The sequence below is a fragment of the Parablautia muri genome, from assembly GCF_009917485.1.
Lineage (GTDB): Bacteria > Bacillota > Clostridia > Lachnospirales > Lachnospiraceae > Suilimivivens > Suilimivivens muri.
Window position 1 is genome coordinate 60,419 of sequence record NZ_QZDT01000001.1, and the last position, 16,788, is coordinate 77,206.

Annotated in this window: 11 protein-coding genes and 2 riboswitches; of the genes, 4 read left to right on the forward strand and 7 right to left on the reverse strand. The window is 40.9% G+C overall.

Annotated elements, in window-relative coordinates; genetic code table 11:
* The gene (locus D5281_RS00275) at positions 1-2,730 is read left to right on the forward strand and encodes a P-loop NTPase fold protein (protein ID WP_160558459.1); all 2,730 of its coding nucleotides are present in this window, start codon (positions 1-3) and stop codon (positions 2,728-2,730) included.
* Between the two features lie 51 nt (positions 2,731-2,781).
* Positions 2,782-3,753 carry a DHH family phosphoesterase gene (locus D5281_RS00280; RefSeq protein WP_160558164.1) on the forward strand — a complete coding sequence of 324 codons (972 nt, stop codon included), beginning with the start codon at positions 2,782-2,784 and terminating at the stop codon, positions 3,751-3,753.
* A gap of 56 nt (positions 3,754-3,809) precedes the next feature.
* Here D5281_RS00280 and srtB read toward each other — a convergent pair whose 3' ends face one another.
* From srtB to D5281_RS00305, 5 genes are all read right to left on the reverse strand, one after another.
* Positions 3,810-4,598: a class B sortase gene (gene srtB / locus D5281_RS00285; protein WP_160558165.1), complete on the reverse strand. Its 789-nt coding sequence runs from the start codon at positions 4,596-4,598 to the stop codon at positions 3,810-3,812.
* 1 nt (position 4,599) lies between these two features.
* Entirely contained in the window at positions 4,600-5,466 is an 867-nt protein-coding gene (locus D5281_RS00290) for a hypothetical protein (RefSeq protein ID WP_160558166.1), read from the reverse strand.
* The gene (locus tag D5281_RS00295; RefSeq protein ID WP_160558167.1) at positions 5,444-6,397 is read right to left on the reverse strand and encodes a hypothetical protein; all 954 of its coding nucleotides are present in this window, start codon (positions 6,395-6,397) and stop codon (positions 5,444-5,446) included. The genes D5281_RS00290 and D5281_RS00295 overlap by 23 nt, the downstream gene beginning before the upstream one ends.
* A 156-nt stretch (positions 6,398-6,553) precedes the next feature.
* The gene (locus D5281_RS26400) at positions 6,554-9,511 is read right to left on the reverse strand and encodes a doubled motif LPXTG anchor domain-containing protein (RefSeq protein WP_160558168.1); all 2,958 of its coding nucleotides are present in this window, start codon (positions 9,509-9,511) and stop codon (positions 6,554-6,556) included.
* A gap of 100 nt (positions 9,512-9,611) precedes the next feature.
* Positions 9,612-10,019, reverse strand: a complete 408-nt coding sequence (locus D5281_RS00305; protein WP_160558169.1) for a RodZ family helix-turn-helix domain-containing protein — start codon at positions 10,017-10,019, stop codon at positions 9,612-9,614.
* Positions 10,020-10,058: 39 nt separating this feature from the next.
* Positions 10,059-10,167, reverse strand: a riboswitch (cyclic di-GMP riboswitch).
* An 85-nt stretch (positions 10,168-10,252) separates the two neighbouring features.
* A riboswitch (cyclic di-GMP riboswitch) is annotated at positions 10,253-10,348 on the reverse strand.
* A gap of 688 nt (positions 10,349-11,036) precedes the next feature.
* On the opposite strand from D5281_RS00305, the gene D5281_RS00310 reads away from it, so the two are divergent.
* Together D5281_RS00310 and D5281_RS00315 are read left to right on the forward strand one after the other, a co-directional pair.
* On the forward strand, positions 11,037-13,175 hold the full coding sequence (locus D5281_RS00310; RefSeq protein WP_277935088.1) for a hybrid sensor histidine kinase/response regulator: 2,139 nt from the start codon (positions 11,037-11,039) through the stop codon (positions 13,173-13,175).
* A 127-nt stretch (positions 13,176-13,302) separates the two neighbouring features.
* Positions 13,303-14,649, forward strand: coding sequence for a glucose-6-phosphate isomerase (locus D5281_RS00315; protein WP_160558170.1), 1,347 nt, complete (start codon positions 13,303-13,305; stop codon positions 14,647-14,649).
* A 107-nt stretch (positions 14,650-14,756) separates the two neighbouring features.
* On the opposite strand, the gene trpA is transcribed toward D5281_RS00315, so the two are convergent.
* Complete coding sequence (trpA, locus tag D5281_RS00320) at positions 14,757-15,596, reverse strand: tryptophan synthase subunit alpha (protein WP_160558171.1); 840 nt, start codon at positions 15,594-15,596, stop codon at positions 14,757-14,759.
* Positions 15,589-16,779 carry a tryptophan synthase subunit beta gene (gene trpB / locus D5281_RS00325; RefSeq protein ID WP_160558172.1) on the reverse strand — a complete coding sequence of 397 codons (1,191 nt, stop codon included), beginning with the start codon at positions 16,777-16,779 and terminating at the stop codon, positions 15,589-15,591. The genes trpA and trpB overlap by 8 nt, the downstream gene beginning before the upstream one ends.
* Between the last annotated feature and the right edge of the window lie 9 nt (positions 16,780-16,788).

Below are 16,788 nucleotides of genomic sequence, written 5' to 3' on the forward strand. Positions count from 1 at the left end.
ATGAAATGTACCAAATGTGGTTATGAAATTATGGAGGGGATAGCATTCTGTCCCTATTGTGGTGGAAAGGTAGAGGAAGGAAAATCAAAAGAGAATAAACCTATTTACCAGACCGATGTAAAAGGAATGCGAAAAAATGGAAAACTGGTTGTTTATCGTGACAGAACAGAATTTGTTACCAGCAGTGTTCAGAAAACGGTCTACAATTATTCAGCACTGGCAGCGGTGAAGAAAAAATTGGGAGTAGGTACAGTTCTAGGGCTTGGGCTAGATCATATTAATTTCATTACAGAGGATGGGAGCATAGAATCCTGTCCTGTAAACAGAAAGGATGTTCATGAGGCATTTTTGCGTATTCAAGAGGCGATTAATCCCTATCTTGCTGAACGAAAAAAACGCCTTCTAGCGCAGGGCATTCGGTATTCTCTCATCAGCAGCATAGGGTTGACGAACAGTGGGATTATGGACATTTCGGATGATAAGGCGGTATTTAAAGGTAAAGCAGGGCAGAGTAAGGTTGTTTTTTTTCGAGATGTTAAGTTTGTCAGTGCATCCGCCGGTTCATTAGATTTTTCGCTGACAGATGGAACTTTGAAGTCTTTTACAATCGATAAAGAGTTTATAGATGAAGTATATTCTTTTGTCAGTGAGGCGATTAAACCATATATTGCTGAAAGAAAGGACGCTCTGCTAGCGCAAGGAATCTACTTCTCTTGCCTTAGCAGTTATGGTTCTGAGAGCGGAACCCTAAATATTTATGAGGATAAGGCAGAGTTCATGGGCAAAATGGGAGATAATGAGATTGTCTTCTTCCAGGATGTTAGAACAGCCTGCTTGTTTACAGAGTCGCTGGAGCTTTTTCTTACTAACGGTACATCGAAATCCTTTGCTGTTGAGGTGGATATACGGAATGAGGTTTTAGCTTTTGTTAAAGAGAAGATTCAACCCTATGTGCTGAAAAGAACTGTGGGATTTGATTTATCATTTGGTGTTGACGAGCAAATCGAGGTCAATGAGGAGCGTGGTGTTTTTCATATTCTTCGTCAGGGTGGAAGTGAAATTACAAATGAGTGTTCTTTGGCTACTATTACTAAGTGCGAGCAGGTAGAGTATCGTGCGCCAAAGAGTGCGCTGGGTCTTCTTGCTGGTGCGGCAAAAGCTGTAGGGGTGCAGGATAAGTTGGGTGCGCCTAGCGCAGATGATATCATTAGTTTCGTAGGGATAGAGCTGACAGTGCAAACTGATGAGGGTGTACGAACAGAGGTTATTCGATTCGGAGATTTTTCTTTGGGAATGAGCAGAAGCAACAAAAAATATGACCAGTATTTCGCCGAGACATCGAAATTTATGGAGTATTTGGGAGGCGCATATGCTGAATGTGAGCTGATTGAGTCTATCCTTCCAGAACCGGAAGTCGAGACAGGGGCTGTTGGACGAAGGGATGAGATCATAGTGGATGTTGTAAGCAGAGAGAAGGGGTACATAGTAGATACTGTAAGTGGGAAGGAAGATATTATTGAGGCTGGCACTGTTGCTTTAGAAAAGGATAGATTAGGAATTGCAAAATATATCGATGGTATATCTAGTTTTATTAGCAATTGCCCAACCCCCATGACGATTGCAATCCAAGGAAGCTGGGGAAGTGGTAAAAATAATATTATAAACACACTTTCGGATAGCTTGGAGGGGAGCTGCTCTGACAATCGGGTATGGTTTAATCCCCGACTGCTGCTTCAAGTCAATTCGGAGGATCCACTCCCAATACTTATAGGAAAAGCGTTAATTCGGCAGCTTAGTGGCGCTGAAGGAAGTGTTTCTAAGGATTCCGCGGTTAAGGTGGCAAAAGGAGTTATCGAGCTTTTAGCTGGTATTATCGCTCCGGATAGTTCAGCCGGACAAAATCTGGTGGAAGGATTGTTCAAAGATGGTTCCGGAATTTCTCCTGAAAAACTTGTAGACGCCTTTTCTAAGTTGGTGGAGAAACGAGCTAAGGATTCAGCCGGTAAAGTTGTTATTTTCATCAATGAGCTGGACAAGCTTGCTCCTGTAAAAGCGGTGGAGCTGCTTATGGCCCTGCGGATTTTCTTGGACTGTGAAGGCTGCGTATTTGTAGCAGCGATTGACTATAGTCTTTTTCAGCGCGGAGTAAGAGAGAACCCTGATATGGACTTGGACGAGAACCAGGAGAAAGCCCTTTTTGATGAGATATTTCAGATGTCATTTCGTGTTCCTGTGTCAAGTCAGCAGATTAGAGATTATGTAAATGGTAAACTGAAATACATGGGAATATATGGAAGTGATGAAGAAGAACTTGATTTTTGCACTGCGTTGATTCAACATTCTGTGGGCAATGAGCCTAAAAGTATAGACCGACTGTTTAACTCTTTTCTGCTTTTAAAGAACATGGATGATAAAGGGTTGTATGAAAATAAGGTTCAGCGGTTAATGCTGTTTGCCCTGCTTTGCATGCAGACAAGATTTTATGCGGTGTATGATGGGTTAAAACGGATGAAGAATCAAGTAACGCCAGAGATTCTTTCTGAGCTTAGCAGTGAGGAATCGAAAATTACAGCCTACGCTGGGTTAAGTGGAGAGGAAAAGGAAGAATTTTGCACATTTGCTCATGTGCTTTGTGACATTATCGATACGGACAATACAGTGGGTATATCCCAATCGGAGGGTGATGTGTTTATTAAAGTGCTTGAATATTCAAGTATCACATCGAAATAGAGGCCTGTGCGGTATTTCAGCAAAAATGTTTCTATATGGAGGAAAGCACGAATGATGAATAAGTTGAATGATTTAATTGAATTGTGTCAAGGGCACCTTATTTATATCCAGACACATAATTTCCCTGATCCGGATGCCATTGCCTCAGCATATGGGCTGCAAAAGCTATTGGAATTATATGGGGTGCAATCGAGGCTTTGCTATGATGGGTTGATTGATAAGCTGAGTGCTTCCAAAATGTTGGATGCGTTTCATATCCAGATGTTGCCTTATGTGCAGCTGGTTTCTGATATGCAGGAGACGGACCGAATTATCTGTGTGGACAGTCAGAAGAATAGTGGTAATGTCACAGATTTTATCGGAGATGAGATTGCCTGTATCGATCATCATCCTACGTTTGTCCCCATAGAATATCTGTATCAGGATATTCGTATCACCGGTTCATGTGCTACATTGATTGCAGAATATTACGTCTTGTCAGGGAATGAACCAGATAGGGATGTGGCAACGGCATTGCTCTATGGGCTTAAAATGGACACTTTGCAGTTTTCAAGAGGTGTGACGGAACTGGATATTAAAATGTTCGGATTTCTATTTCCACGCTGTGATCAGGAAAAGCTAGCTGATTTGGAACGAAACAATATGGAGTTTACTGACCTGAAAGCCTATGGGGCGGCGATCGAGAGCATTGAGCTTTATGAGAAGGTCGGGTTTTCCTGCATTCCTTTTTCGTGTCCGGATGCGCTGATCGCGATTTTGTCCGATTTTATTCTCTCCCTGATTGAAGTGGAAGTAGCAGTGGTATTTTCTTTTCGGGAAGACGGGATAAAACTGTCTGTCCGTTCTGAGGACTCGAAGATTCATGCCGGAGAACTACTCCATAGGGCATTAAAGGATATAGGAAACGGTGGAGGACATGCTTCCATGGGCGGTGGGTTTATCGGTAAGGAACGGTTGCCAGAGCTTGGAAATTATATGGAGGATTACATAAGAAATCTGTTTTTAGATACTCTGGCAAGTTGAATAGTGTGAAGAAAAGTTCTAAGATGTCAAACTTATCAAAAACTCCGTAGGTTTTCCTACGGAGTCTTCTGTCGGAGAAAGGGTTCTCCATTATGAAGAATTCCCTGGACAACCCAACGGGTAGAATGTCCCCTTCCGGTACAGGTGGAAAGGGTTAATACTCTATCTACAAAGGTAGGAGTGATTCCCGTATCAATTTCAGAATTTTCCAAGCAAAATTGAATGAAATCAGATCTTCTTTTTTCCGAGTTGATATTGATTCGATATACAATTTCCCGGATTCCAACTTCATAAGCAGCAAAAATATCATATCTGTAGACCCCATCATCCATAACCAGATAAATGCTAGGGTGTTCCTGCCAATAATCAAGATTGTCATAGTTTAACAGATTGCCAAACATAGAGCCATTGCGCATTTTATGTCCATAAATAATGGTATTAAAGCTGCGCATATTGGGGCTGATCTGACATTCCATAAAAATGGATCCCACAGAGCTCAGATCGTTGTTCCAGGTATGATTTAAATAATATTTATTATCTTCGGTCTGGAGAATGGGATAGGAAAGCTCTGTTCCCGGAATAGTAATCCACCCAATGACTTCTTCATTAATTGTCCGCAGAGAATCCAAATCAGTATCTGCAAGTATTTCGGCCCAATAATCGGTTTCTCCTGCATTTTCAGGCGCCTTATCCGGCATGGTGGCAAGACCTGCTACTAGCTGTGCATCAAAGTAATCTTCAGTTCCACTGCGATAATCCAACTGTTTTATGCCAATGACGGCTGCACTGACAGCAAAAGTCAGAACAAGCGATATTGTTATCAGTAGGCGTATTTTCTTTTTCATCCTAATCCCCCATTCTTGCCAATGCCCTCAATTTACCGACAGCCCTTAGCATTCCGTAATCTACCAGTTTATCATAATTAATATAGTAGAGATAATATCCTCCAATATTATGTTGGACATCATCTATACGAACGCGATAGCCATCATGTCGAATCATGAAGGTATCCAATATTCGTTGAGGATTTTCCATATACATAGCATACTCAGGAAAAAAATAGCCGTTTAATTGCCGGTCTGCTCTGGTATAAATAGTACTCAAAAACTCATCTAAATCAAAACCCGTGGCAAATCCATCATTTTCAACCATCCGGTCATATACTTCAAAGGTTGCCATGAGCAGCTCCAAGTAAGTATGATAAGTGGTGTCACGGTCTTTAATTTCTTCAAGGTTTACCTGGGCATTTTCCAGGGCGAAAGCATAATAGTCCATATTATCTGGTATGTACTTGGTAATTTCGTTTATACTGTATGCTACCCAATGATCTTTATACTGAGTATAATCCGCTTGGATAAAATGTTCTACGGCACTTTGTGCAGCGTCCAGCCAGACCTGATTCTTGGTAAGCCCATAAAGGCGGCAGAGAGCAAAAGTTGCTTCACCATCATAATATACGGTACGGAAAGCTTCTTTTCTTGAGAAATCACCGTTTAAAACATGATAATATTCACCGGTTGACTGCTCTAGCTGGGAAAGGATTCCTTCGCCCAGGGCACAGCAGACATCTTTGTACTTATCATCATCAAAAACGTCCATATACTCTGTTAAGGCTACCACAGCAAGACCACAGCCGCCTAACTTAATTTCATCATCTTTTTCATCATAAAGATAGGCTTTGCCATCGGAATCATAAATTACCTGGCTGAGCATATAGTCGATAGTTTGATTGATTGATCTTTTCTGCCAGGGTTTGATTTGGTGATAAACGGTAACGGCAAATCAATGACCAGAGAGAGCTGGCATGTCGTACTATATTATAATTTTCAATTTCTTCATCAAAACGAGGATAAATACCATAAATAAAGGAGCCATCTTCTTTAACCTGATTTACCAGGAAATTAGAGGCATTTAAAATTAATTCTTTGGCATAGTCTGCATCAAGAACATCTACTTTACGCCGCCCATAATCCAATCCACTGGCGCTTAAATCATAAACAGTGTTGTCATCATCACATATCCAGCCGGCACATTGGAATAAAGTGCAGGACAGAGGAAACTGTTTTAAAGTAGGACGTTTTGACGCTTCCAGATAACGATTTAAGGTTTCGTGATTGATGCCGCCATTTTCATAGTCATAAATTTTCGCGCCATTAAGTTCCGCTTCTAACAAAGCAGTTTGAAAGTTTTCATCAAAAGACACACCGTAGCGGAAAAATTCATTCCGATAGGAACCTATAATCTGAAATAGTTCTTCTGTCGGAACCGTCTCGGAAAAATAAACCACATCTGCTTTCACCCACTTTGGATAAAGTTCCTTTTTCTGCAAGGCACTGATTGATTTATCTACAGCTGATAACCAAGCTTCATCCAACGTTACGCCTGTGCCGGTGTAAACACTTGCCCGTGACGTGCCATCAGAAACAGAAAGAAAGATAACATTTCCAACTGTTTCGGCAGGCATGTCACCTAATTCCTCATAAACCCAGTCTGCCAGAACATATTCCTGAAGCAGTTCAATTTTTTCCTGAAAAAGTGTAGTGTCATTTTTGCCCCAATGCAGCAGAAATGATAGAGCAAATATGGCCACCGCAATCATCAGCACCAGCGATGCCAACCATAGGATGAGCTTTTTTATCTTCATTTTTACAACCATGCTCCTTTCTCAATGTGCGGATTTTCGACAATGAAAAGCGTAAACTTTTACCGTATAGAGATTTCTTGTATAATAGAATATAATAGAACCGGGGCCCAATGAGGGCCCCGGTTTTTTTGGCTCTTTAACTAAAACTTTTTTAAATCAGGCGTTTTTGCGTTTTTTATGTTCTAAAGCTGTCAGACATAACAATCCAGCAGCCGATAAAACGGCTATCAAGTACCACGCATCAGAGATATCGCCAGTTTTAGGGACATTCGCCAGAGGCACATCTTCATCAAAAATATCTACTAAGGAGCTCCTTCTGGAAGGAAGGTTTGCCAAAGGAACATCTTCATCAGGAATATCCATCAGAGCATCTTCAGCAGGAACATCCATCAAAGGCACAGGGGATGCAGGAATATCTGTTAAAGGAACAGACTCATCAGGAACATCCGCATCGGAATCTGTGTCCGCATCCGCGTCAGAATCCGCATCTGCATCAGAATCATCATCTGCGTCCGCGTCATCATCCCCTTCATTGCCTGGTATTGTTCTTTGATAAGAATTATGGGAAGAAGTACCAGTACTCCAATTAGATTTGGAGTGGGTGGCGGTTACATTTTCTGTTGTAGTTACTGTAGCTGATGCTTCTTCAACATTAAATTTCAAAGTGAAACTCATGTTTACAGCCTGTTTTTTATGACTATCAGTTAAGCCAATAAAAGTCTGCGATGTTTGGCCGTTTTTCTTTTCAGAAGAAAAGATATAAATACCATTTCCTAAATCTCTGGTACCTTCCAATTCAATCGTGATAGTAGTACCATTGGGCAAAAGAAGATCTCTAAAAGTATATACATTGCCATCTTCTTCAAACTTATCGTAGTCTTTTTCAACATCTTTTGTTTTTGGATTACCAGCAATACGTTTAGAAGCTATACATACTTTGTTTTCTCCTTCTCCAGCATAAATTTTTACGATTAAATCATCATTAAGCTTACTGGGAGTAACTTCCAGGGCAAAGGATACATCAGCTTTATATATGTCAGCTTTATCATCGGTTTGTTGAACAGCCATGACTGCTTCCGTACCGGCTGTTTCTTTTCCTTTGATGGTAACAGTAGGAGTAAAGTCTTTTTCCGTGATTTCTGCAGGTGCTTTGGTTGCGCCTACAGTGCTGTCATCTAAATCTTTTAGGCTAATGAGCCAGATGCAAATCTGTTCTAATGCTAATTTTTGATCTTCATCAAGAGATTCATAGGTGTCATCTCCGGTTCCGACCATTTTTTTAGCTTCCGTATCATAGTACATACCCATATACTGTCTCCAGTTTTCAAAATTCGTTACATTAACCTTTTTGCTGGTTCCGGTATTACCATAATACCAAAGCGCTGCCTGAGTTGCAGTAAGGGCTACACCAGGAGTTACGCCCTGCAATACGGCTTCAACATTAATCTTGGTTTCATTTTCGGCTTTTTTGCTGTTTAATGCTTCTAGATACTCCTTAAGGTTCTTTTTAAGAGTAGCCAAGCTGCCTACCACATCTTCATCAGGGTCAGTAGAATCCGCAACGCCCCAATAGCCGTTTATGACAATATTACCAAGGGCCTCTTGCTTAGCGCGTGCATCTTCTTCCTGTTCTTCCGGAGGAAGACTGCTGTCAATCAGCAGTTCCCAATAATTAGAATCATCAATTTCAACCATTTTGTAGCGGTAATCCGCTTGAGAGCCAGTATTTAAATCTGCACAATATGCATAGAGCTTATTGTTATTTTTATCTCGCAGGATAAACTGGTGGGCACGATAAGTGGTTGAGCCACCAACATCAGCACGGATAGAGCTTTCTAATCCAAGCTCGCCAACATAGTAGCAGTCGTATCCATCCTTTTCAAGATCCTCTAACCATTTAGGGTCAGCCTGAGTTAATTCTTTGTCTTTGGCATGGATAACTAACTCAAGCCTATCTTCTTTTACCCAACCGGCATAATTTCCATCCGAGTTGATATAATACCATACATTACCAGCACTATCTACTTTTCTATTTATTTTGTTTGGGTCGTTACCATCAACACGAACAATGGCACTGGTTCCACGGCTTGCATTAATTGGAGTCTTTAGGTCGTCAGCATACAAATAACAGCCACCTTTTTTTACTTCAAAAGTTCCACCGATTATTTCTGTATAATCTTTGGAGATCCAGGCGTTTTCTCCTATCCTATACCAATTATTTTTTTCTTCATAAATATAAACTTTGAGAAGCTTATCCTTTTCAGGTTTAAGCCCACCACCTTGATACAAATCGAAGTTTGTACCAGGACCTTTTCGTACATTTAGAGATGATGCTACTTTTATATTTGCAACTGCAAGAGAATTGATGGCATCTCTGTCAACTAGATCATTGTCCGGATCATATGTTGTATCATGCTCTTTATAACCATCTTTAAACTTATCAGGCTCGGGATCAATGCTGTCTTTCTTCTCCACACTTGTTTCGCCATGACCTTCTCCAGCTATAACTTCGCTCATCTCCGCATCAACCTTGCCAGACGTAATTTCATCCAGTGTTATAGTTTCTACAGTAGTAGTGACATCCTTTGACTGAGAGAAGGTCTCCCCGTTGATTACGGTGAAAGTAGTAGTACGAACGGTGTTATTCCCCAAGTCCTCCGTTATGCTGTAACGATAACCTATTTCCAGTCCGCTGGTCTCATCCTTGATGATTTCAGCATTCTCAGGCATGCTTTCAGGTACATTAGGAGTTCTGGTTTCAGTAGTTACAATCTCAACCTTTGTGGTTTCATAAGAAGTTAAATTACCATTTTCATCCCGATTTTCTTTCAACTCCCAGGTACTATTAGTAGTAACAGTGGTATTTTCATCCGGATGCTGGATATCCTCGGGAAGATAGAAGGAGTTATTATTACCTTCCTCTACAGGGATATAACCTTCTTCTGTAGGAGGAGTGGGTTTATGTTCTGCCTCTATCTGATCTCTGATGTCAAAATCTTCATGAACTTCCCCATCTTTACCAGGTGTTATGGTAATGTTTTTATCCTCAGAATCAGTTGAATCGGAGTCTAAAGGATTACGCACGTCAGTTTCAGTAGTTTCGCTCCCAGACACGATAACATTTACATCATTTGGTGCATCGCCGACTGTACTGGTGCCTTCATATTGAATATTGCCATTTTCATCTTCTGTAGAAGTTCCTGTAACAGTGACATCAGTGGGGGGTGCCGTTTACGTCCACAGTAGTTGTAGTCTGCCATTCCTGTTGATTATTAGCATCAGGGCTATCAGCAGACGGTGGGTTGTTAGAATCAGGTTCGCTAGTAGGCGGCTGCTGATTTCCTGAACCGGAATTGTCGGCAGAAGTCTGATTATCAAAACTAGAATTATTATCAAGTGTTGTTACACTACCATCGGAACCTCCATCATCAAGTACGTCAGAGGGTGGACTGGTATCAAGATTGCTTTGGCTATTGTCTGCAGAGGATTCATCAGATAAATCAGAAGATATTTCCTCCTCATCCGCCAAAGAAACAAGCTGAGGCGTACCAGCTACCATAACAACAGCAATAAGCAGAGCAAGTGTACGTCTACTGAACTCTTTCAATTTTTTTATCTTCATAATATTTTCCTTTCTTTGCTAGTCTTCGGAAGCAAAGGGTCCGGCGGCCGGGCTGGCGTAGTTTCTTTACCGCAACTACTTTTACGGTTTCAATAACCTTAGCTCCCTAGTTTTGCGTCCCACCGTTTCCGATAGTTTGCTAACTATAATTAGTGACCGGGCTGCCGTGTACCTTAAAGATAGTTAGGCCCCTTAGCTTTGCGTCCCACTGTTTCCAATAGTTTGCCTTTATAATTAGCAACCAGGCTAACATAGCGGCTGAAAAATGAAACCGCCTTAGTTCCTTGGCTTTACGTCACGCCCTTTCGAACGTTTTGCCGAAATGTGTGCAATCATATTTCGGACTTTTTTCAGTTCCTACTATCAGCCCCGCCGCCACTGATGCGGATGAAACGGGGCCGTTTGCCAGATGGATCCAGCCTCATAACATTCACCTCTCTTTCTCATATTATGCAGCCATGATGGCACGGTTAGATTCTATTGTTTTAGACTTTTATATATCATAAAACGGCTAGTTTCCCGAAATTTTATCGTTCGAACTAACCTTTTGCAGTCTAGGCAGCGTTCATTTACTGCAATAACACTTTATTATAAGTTAAGAGTAACATAAAGAATCATATGTTGCAATATAATTTGGGCATTTAAGCATATAGAATATGAAAAATTTTCCAACGATTAACTATTGGTATAATTATATACTATATATAGTGATATGAATGAATAATTTTACTATATAAATATGCAACATTATTTAGAAAGGATATATTAGATTATCAAATTAGATTAAGAGTTAGAATCGATTTTAGCTTTGTATAAACTAAATAATGTAAATATTATAACCTGGAATATATAATTTAAATAAAAATCTTTGATGACAGACGAATTTAAACATGCTATGATAATTGTATTATTTTCCATTTATTAATATATAACCGGATTATTTATATACTATAGGCCTGTAAGTACGGTATGCAGACATTTGACAATCATTTTGGAGTTATGACGGAGGATGCAGCTATGAGTAGTGATTTTATGTCAAAGGAATATTTTTTGTCTGGCCAAGGTGTTCCTTTTGGGGATACTGTGGATGCAGATCAGACAGTGCTTAGTATGAGGACAGTTATAGATAAGATGCCGGGAGGATTTTTTATATATCGTGCAGATGGCAATGAAGAAATTATTTATGCGAATGAAGCAATACTTCGGATATTTAACTGTGATACAATGGAAGAATTTAAGGAGTTGACAGGAAACAGTTTTCGGGGAATTGTACATCCCGATGATTTGGATGAGGTGGAGAAAAGCATTGGAGAGCAGATTACTGAAAGTAAATATGATTTAGATTATGTGGAGTATCGAATTATCCAAAAGGGTGGTGAAATTCGCTGGATAGAGGATTATGGACATTTTACTCATAGCGAGTTATATGGAGATGTATTTTATGTATTTGTAGGCGATGCTACGGAAAAACGTAAGCGTCAGGAGGAAGAAAAAAGGCGGGAGCAATTAGAATTACGGAATCAGATTGATGCTTATGATAAAAAGCTAGAAATGATTAATCGGGAGCAGCTTCGGCGGCTGGAGCTGATTGACGGTCTTAGTATTGACTATGAGTCTATTTTTCACCTGGATTTTAACGAGGGTATTTTTCATCCGTATCAGGTTAGTGAGCGGATATATAATAGTTTTAAGGATAAAAAATATGAGCTTAGTGTGTTTGCGGAGTTCCTTTCTAATTATGCTAAGGATTGGGTGTATCCGGAGGATATGGAGTTTTTTTTGAAGGCTGTTGATTATGAATATATTAAGGAGCAGCTTTCCGGGAATAAGGTTTACCATGTGAATTATCGGATTGTAAAGAATGGGGAAATCGAACACATGCAGCTATGTGTGGTCAATGTGGGGAATGTAAGAAATGGTTCTCAGGTTGTGGTAGGCTGCAGAAGCAATGATGACGCAGTCCGCCATGAAACAGTACAAAATAGGCTGTTAGAAGAAGCTATGATTCAAGCCAAAAGCTCTAACAAGGCAAAGGACGTTTTGCTAGCAAACATGTCTCATGATATACGCACACCCATGAATGCAATTATTGGCTTTACAGCGCTTGCAAAGGCTCATCTGAAGGATTCAGAGAAATTGCAGGGTTTTCTTAATAAGATTGAAGATTCCGGTCAAGATCTACTACAATTATTGGATGATATGCTGGAATTATCACGGTTAGAAACGAGTAGAGACCATCTTATGGAGGCGGAATGCAATCTGCATGATATTATGGAAGAGGTAGAAGCGGATATTCTTCCGAAGGCACAGGCAAAGGGGATTCGGTTTTCATTGGAAGCAAATGGAATTGTACATCCTTATATATATAGTAACAGAGATTACTTGATGCAGATTTTCCTGCGCATTGCGGGGAATGCAGTAAACTATACGAAAAAAGGTGGTGAAATTGGTTTTTCGGTTGTAGAGCAGAGAGCTTCTGACCAGTTTGCAATTTTTCAGTTTACAATTGAGGATACGGGAATTGGCATCAGTGAAAGCTTTATAACACATATTTTTGAGCCCTTTGAGCGTGAGAAAAATACAACCTTAAGCGGAGTAAGGGGTACAGGGCTTGGACTTTCCATTGTAAAAAATATTGTGGAAATGATGGGAGGAACGATAGAAGTATCCAGTATTTTCGGCAAGGGTAGCCGCTTTATTGTCACATTAAATCTTAAGCTGCAGGATAAAGGAGGTCGTCAAAAGGAACTGCCGCTAATAAGAAAAGAACATCATACGGAGAAAGGGAAAATTCTGGTGGTGGAGGACAACAGGATTAATCTTGAGATTATGACTGCACTTTTAACAGATGCAGGATATGTGGTTGATACGGCTGAAAATGGAAGCGTTGCTGTTAAGATGTTAAAGAATTCTCAGCCCAATGAATACTTTTTGGTTTTAATGGACATACAAATGCCAGTGATGGATGGTCATACGGCCACAAGGAAGATTCGAAGGCTCGCGAACAGCACTTTAGCGAACATTCCGATTATTGCGTTGTCTGCCAATGCCTTTGAGGAAGACAGGAAAAAATCAATGGAGTGCGGTATGAATGCACATTTAGCAAAACCTGTTAATATGAAGGAGCTTTTGGGATTGATTGAGGGAATTGCTTGAAAAATACAGGCTCATTTGTTACACTTAAAGCTGATAGATAAAAGGAAATTTATGTAATAATTTAGGTAGATTTGCAATGCAAGTCAGAGAAATATGAAAACTATATTATCAAAAGGAGTGTGGAGGCATGAAGAAAGTAACATTTGATTATTCCAAGGCAGCATCTTTTATTCAGGATCATGAAGTGGAATCTATAAAGAAGCTGGCATTGGATGCAAAGGAAGTATTGGTTTCTAAAGAAGGCGCAGGGAATGATTTCTTAGGATGGATTGATCTTCCTGTAGATTATGACAAAGAAGAATTTGACAGAATCAAAAAGGCAGCAACCAAAATTCAGAGTGATTCCGAGGTTTTGCTGGTAATCGGTATTGGAGGATCTTACTTGGGGGCAAGGGCTGCTATAGAGTTCTTAAGACATAGTTTTTATAATGTTGTAAGCAAGGAAATAAGAAAAACACCTGAGATTTACTTTGTAGGAAATTCTATCAGTTCTACCTATATCAAGCATTTGATGGATGTAATTGGCGATCGGGATTTCTCTATCAACATGATCAGCAAATCCGGTACAACCACAGAGCCTGCTATTGCTTTTCGTGTGTTTAAGGCAATGATGGAGGAGAAGTACGGTAAGGAAGAAGCAGCAAAGAGAATTTATGCTACCACTGACAAGGCAAGAGGCTCCCTTAAGAGTTTAGCTACAGAGGAAGGCTATGAGAGTTTCGTGGTGCCTGATGATGTAGGCGGACGTTTTTCCGTTCTTACAGCGGTAGGTCTTCTGCCTATTGCAGTAAGCGGCGCGGATATTGATAAACTGATGGAAGGAGCACAGGCAGGGCGCAAGGCGGCTTTGGAAGCTTCTTTTGAGGAAAATGATGCTCTTAAGTATGCGGCTATCCGCAATATTTTGCTTAGAAAAGGGAAAGGAATTGAAATTCTTGCAAATTATGAACCCAGTGTTCATTATGTTTCCGAATGGTGGAAACAGCTTTATGGCGAAAGCGAGGGTAAGGACCAGAAAGGTATTTTCCCTGCAAGTGTTGATTTGACGACTGATTTACATTCTATGGGCCAGTTTATCCAGGATGGTTCCAGAAATATGTTTGAGACAGTTATCAATATTGAAACCAGCAGAGAAGAAATTATCTTACAGGAGGAGCCGGTTGACCTTGACGGATTAAATTATCTTGCCGGCAAAAGTGTGGATTTTGTAAATAAGAGCGCAATGAACGGAACGATTCTTGCTCATACGGACGGGCAGGTTCCCAACCTTATGGTTACAGTTCCTGAAGTTAATGAATATTATTTGGGACAGCTCTTTTACTTCTTTGAGTTTGCCTGTGGCGTAAGCGGTTATCTGCTTGGTGTAAATCCTTTCAACCAGCCTGGAGTTGAAAGCTACAAGAAGAATATGTTTGCACTTCTTGGAAAGCCCGGCTATGAGGCACAAAGAGAAGAATTGCTCAAGAGATTATAACTGTCCTCTGACAAATTTTGAACAGATTAAATGATATAAAGAGTATTAAGTAAAATGTAATAAAAAAGGCTCGGAAAGGAGCCTTTTTTATTGAAAAGAAATGCATACTATGATTGAAGGCTGTTTTTATCACTTTTTAAGGTGAGAATAGCCTCTTTCATTGTCTTCACATATTGGCCAACCGGTTCGGCAGCATCCCGTCCAAATTGAGCGATCAATTTAATGATAGAGGATCCTACAATGGCACCATCAGAAATCGCCGCCATTTTTGCCGCCTGCTCAGGAGTAGAAATTCCAAAGCCCACTGCACAGGGAACAGATGTATTTTCTCTTACCAATTTCACGAGTGAAGAAATATCGGTGTTTATTTCACTGCGGACACCTGTTACTCCAAGGCTGGATACGATATAGACAAAGCCCTGGGCCTGTCTGGCAATCATAGCAATCCGGTTTTGGGAGGTGGGAGCGATCAGAGAAATAAGAGCTACACCGTATTTCTGGCATATGTCATCAAATTCTTCTTTTTCCTCAAAGGGCAGGTCGGGAAGGATAAGTCCGTTGATTCCAATTTCAGCACAAGTACTGATGAATTTGTCTGTGTTGTAAGAAAAGACAACATTGGCGTAAGTCATAAATAACATTGGAGTGGAAATATCTTTACGCAGGCGTTTCACCATATCAAAAATTTTGTCGGTGGTAACGCCGCCGTTTAGTGCGCGCAAATTGGCGTCTTGAATGACGGGGCCTTCAGCAGTTGGGTCGGAAAAAGGAATTCCAAGTTCTATCAGGTCAGCGCCATTTTCCGACATACTGCGCACAATTTTTTCTGTGGTTTCTAAATCGGGATCTCCACAGGTGATAAAAGGGATGAATGCTTTTCCGTCCTTAAAAGCTTCTTTGATATAATAAGATGGCGTATGAGAACGGCCAGTGTCTGTTTTATTCATTGATATCCTCCCCTCTGTAGCGCGCAATAGCAGCGCAATCTTTGTCGCCTCGTCCGGAAATGGTGATGACGATTATTTTATCTTTGGAATAAGTAGGTGCAATTTTCATGGCATGGGCAACAGCATGGGCGCTTTCAATGGCAGGAATAATGCCCTCCGTACGTGAAAGGTATTCAAATGCATTAACAGCTTCCTTATCTGTAATGGGTACATACTCTGCTCTGCCCTGGTCGTGGAGCCATGCATGTTCCGGGCCAATGCCAGGATAATCCAAACCAGCGGAAATGGAATAAACGGGGGCAATCTGACCGTATTTATCCTGACAAAAATAAGATTTCATTCCATGGAAAATACCCAGCCGTCCGGTATTGATGGTGGCAGCTGTCTCAAAGGTATCAATACCTCTGCCGGCAGCTTCACAGCCAATCAGCTTTACATCTTTATCCTCTATGAAATGATAGAAGGTTCCCATGGCATTGCTGCCGCCGCCTACACAGGCCATTACCACATCAGGAAGACGGGATTCCTTTTCAAAAATTTGTTGTTTGATTTCCCGGGAGATAACTGCCTGAAAATCCCTGACAATGGTAGGAAAGGGATGAGGACCCATAACGGAGCCAAGGCAGTAGTGGGTATCGTCAATCCGGCTGCTCCATTCGCGCATGGCCTCCGATACTGCATCCTTTAGGGTGGCGGTTCCTGTTTTGACAGGAATGACATCTGAACCTAAAAGGCCCATTCTGTATACATTAAGAGCTTGCCTTTTGGTATCTTCCTCTCCCATGAAAACGATACATTCCATGTCAAGCAGTGCGGCAGCGGTAGCTGTTGCAACACCATGCTGGCCAGCGCCGGTTTCGGCAATGAGTCTGGTTTTTCCCATTTTTTTTGCAAGCAGGGCCTGACCCAGCACGTTGTTGATTTTGTGGGAACCGGTATGGTTTAAATCCTCTCTTTTTAAATAAATTTTAGCGCCGCCTAAATCTTGTGTCATTTTTTTCGCATAATATAGGCGGCTGGGACGGCCCGCATATTCGTTATATAAATTTGTAAGTTCTCTGTTAAATGTAGGGTCATCTTTATAATGATTGTAAGCTTCTTCAAGTTCAATTACGGCATTCATGAGAGTTTCAGGAATATATTGGCCGCCGTGAACGCCGAAGCGTCCCTGGGAATTTGACATGGTAATCCT

Excerpts from the sequence above, each read along its gene's own strand:
- trpB (WP_160558172.1), bottom strand. The coding sequence starts at position 16,779 with ATGTCAAATTCCCAGGGACGCTTCGGCGTTCACGGCGGCCAATATATT.
- srtB (WP_160558165.1), bottom strand. The coding sequence starts at position 4,598 with ATGAAAAAGAAAATACGCCTACTGATAACAATATCGCTTGTTCTGACT.
- trpA (WP_160558171.1), bottom strand. The coding sequence starts at position 15,596 with ATGAATAAAACAGACACTGGCCGTTCTCATACGCCATCTTATTATATC.
- D5281_RS00290 (WP_160558166.1), bottom strand. The coding sequence starts at position 5,466 with ATGCTCAGCCAGGTAATTTATGATTCCGATGGCAAAGCCTATCTTTAT.
- D5281_RS00315 (WP_160558170.1), top strand. The coding sequence starts at position 13,303 with ATGAAGAAAGTAACATTTGATTATTCCAAGGCAGCATCTTTTATTCAG.
- D5281_RS00275 (WP_160558459.1), top strand. The coding sequence starts at position 1 with ATGAAATGTACCAAATGTGGTTATGAAATTATGGAGGGGATAGCATTC.
- D5281_RS00280 (WP_160558164.1), top strand. The coding sequence starts at position 2,782 with ATGATGAATAAGTTGAATGATTTAATTGAATTGTGTCAAGGGCACCTT.
- D5281_RS00295 (WP_160558167.1), bottom strand. The coding sequence starts at position 6,397 with ATGAAGATAAAAAAGCTCATCCTATGGTTGGCATCGCTGGTGCTGATG.
- D5281_RS00310 (WP_277935088.1), top strand. The coding sequence starts at position 11,037 with ATGAGTAGTGATTTTATGTCAAAGGAATATTTTTTGTCTGGCCAAGGT.
- D5281_RS00305 (WP_160558169.1), bottom strand. The coding sequence starts at position 10,019 with ATGAAGATAAAAAAATTGAAAGAGTTCAGTAGACGTACACTTGCTCTG.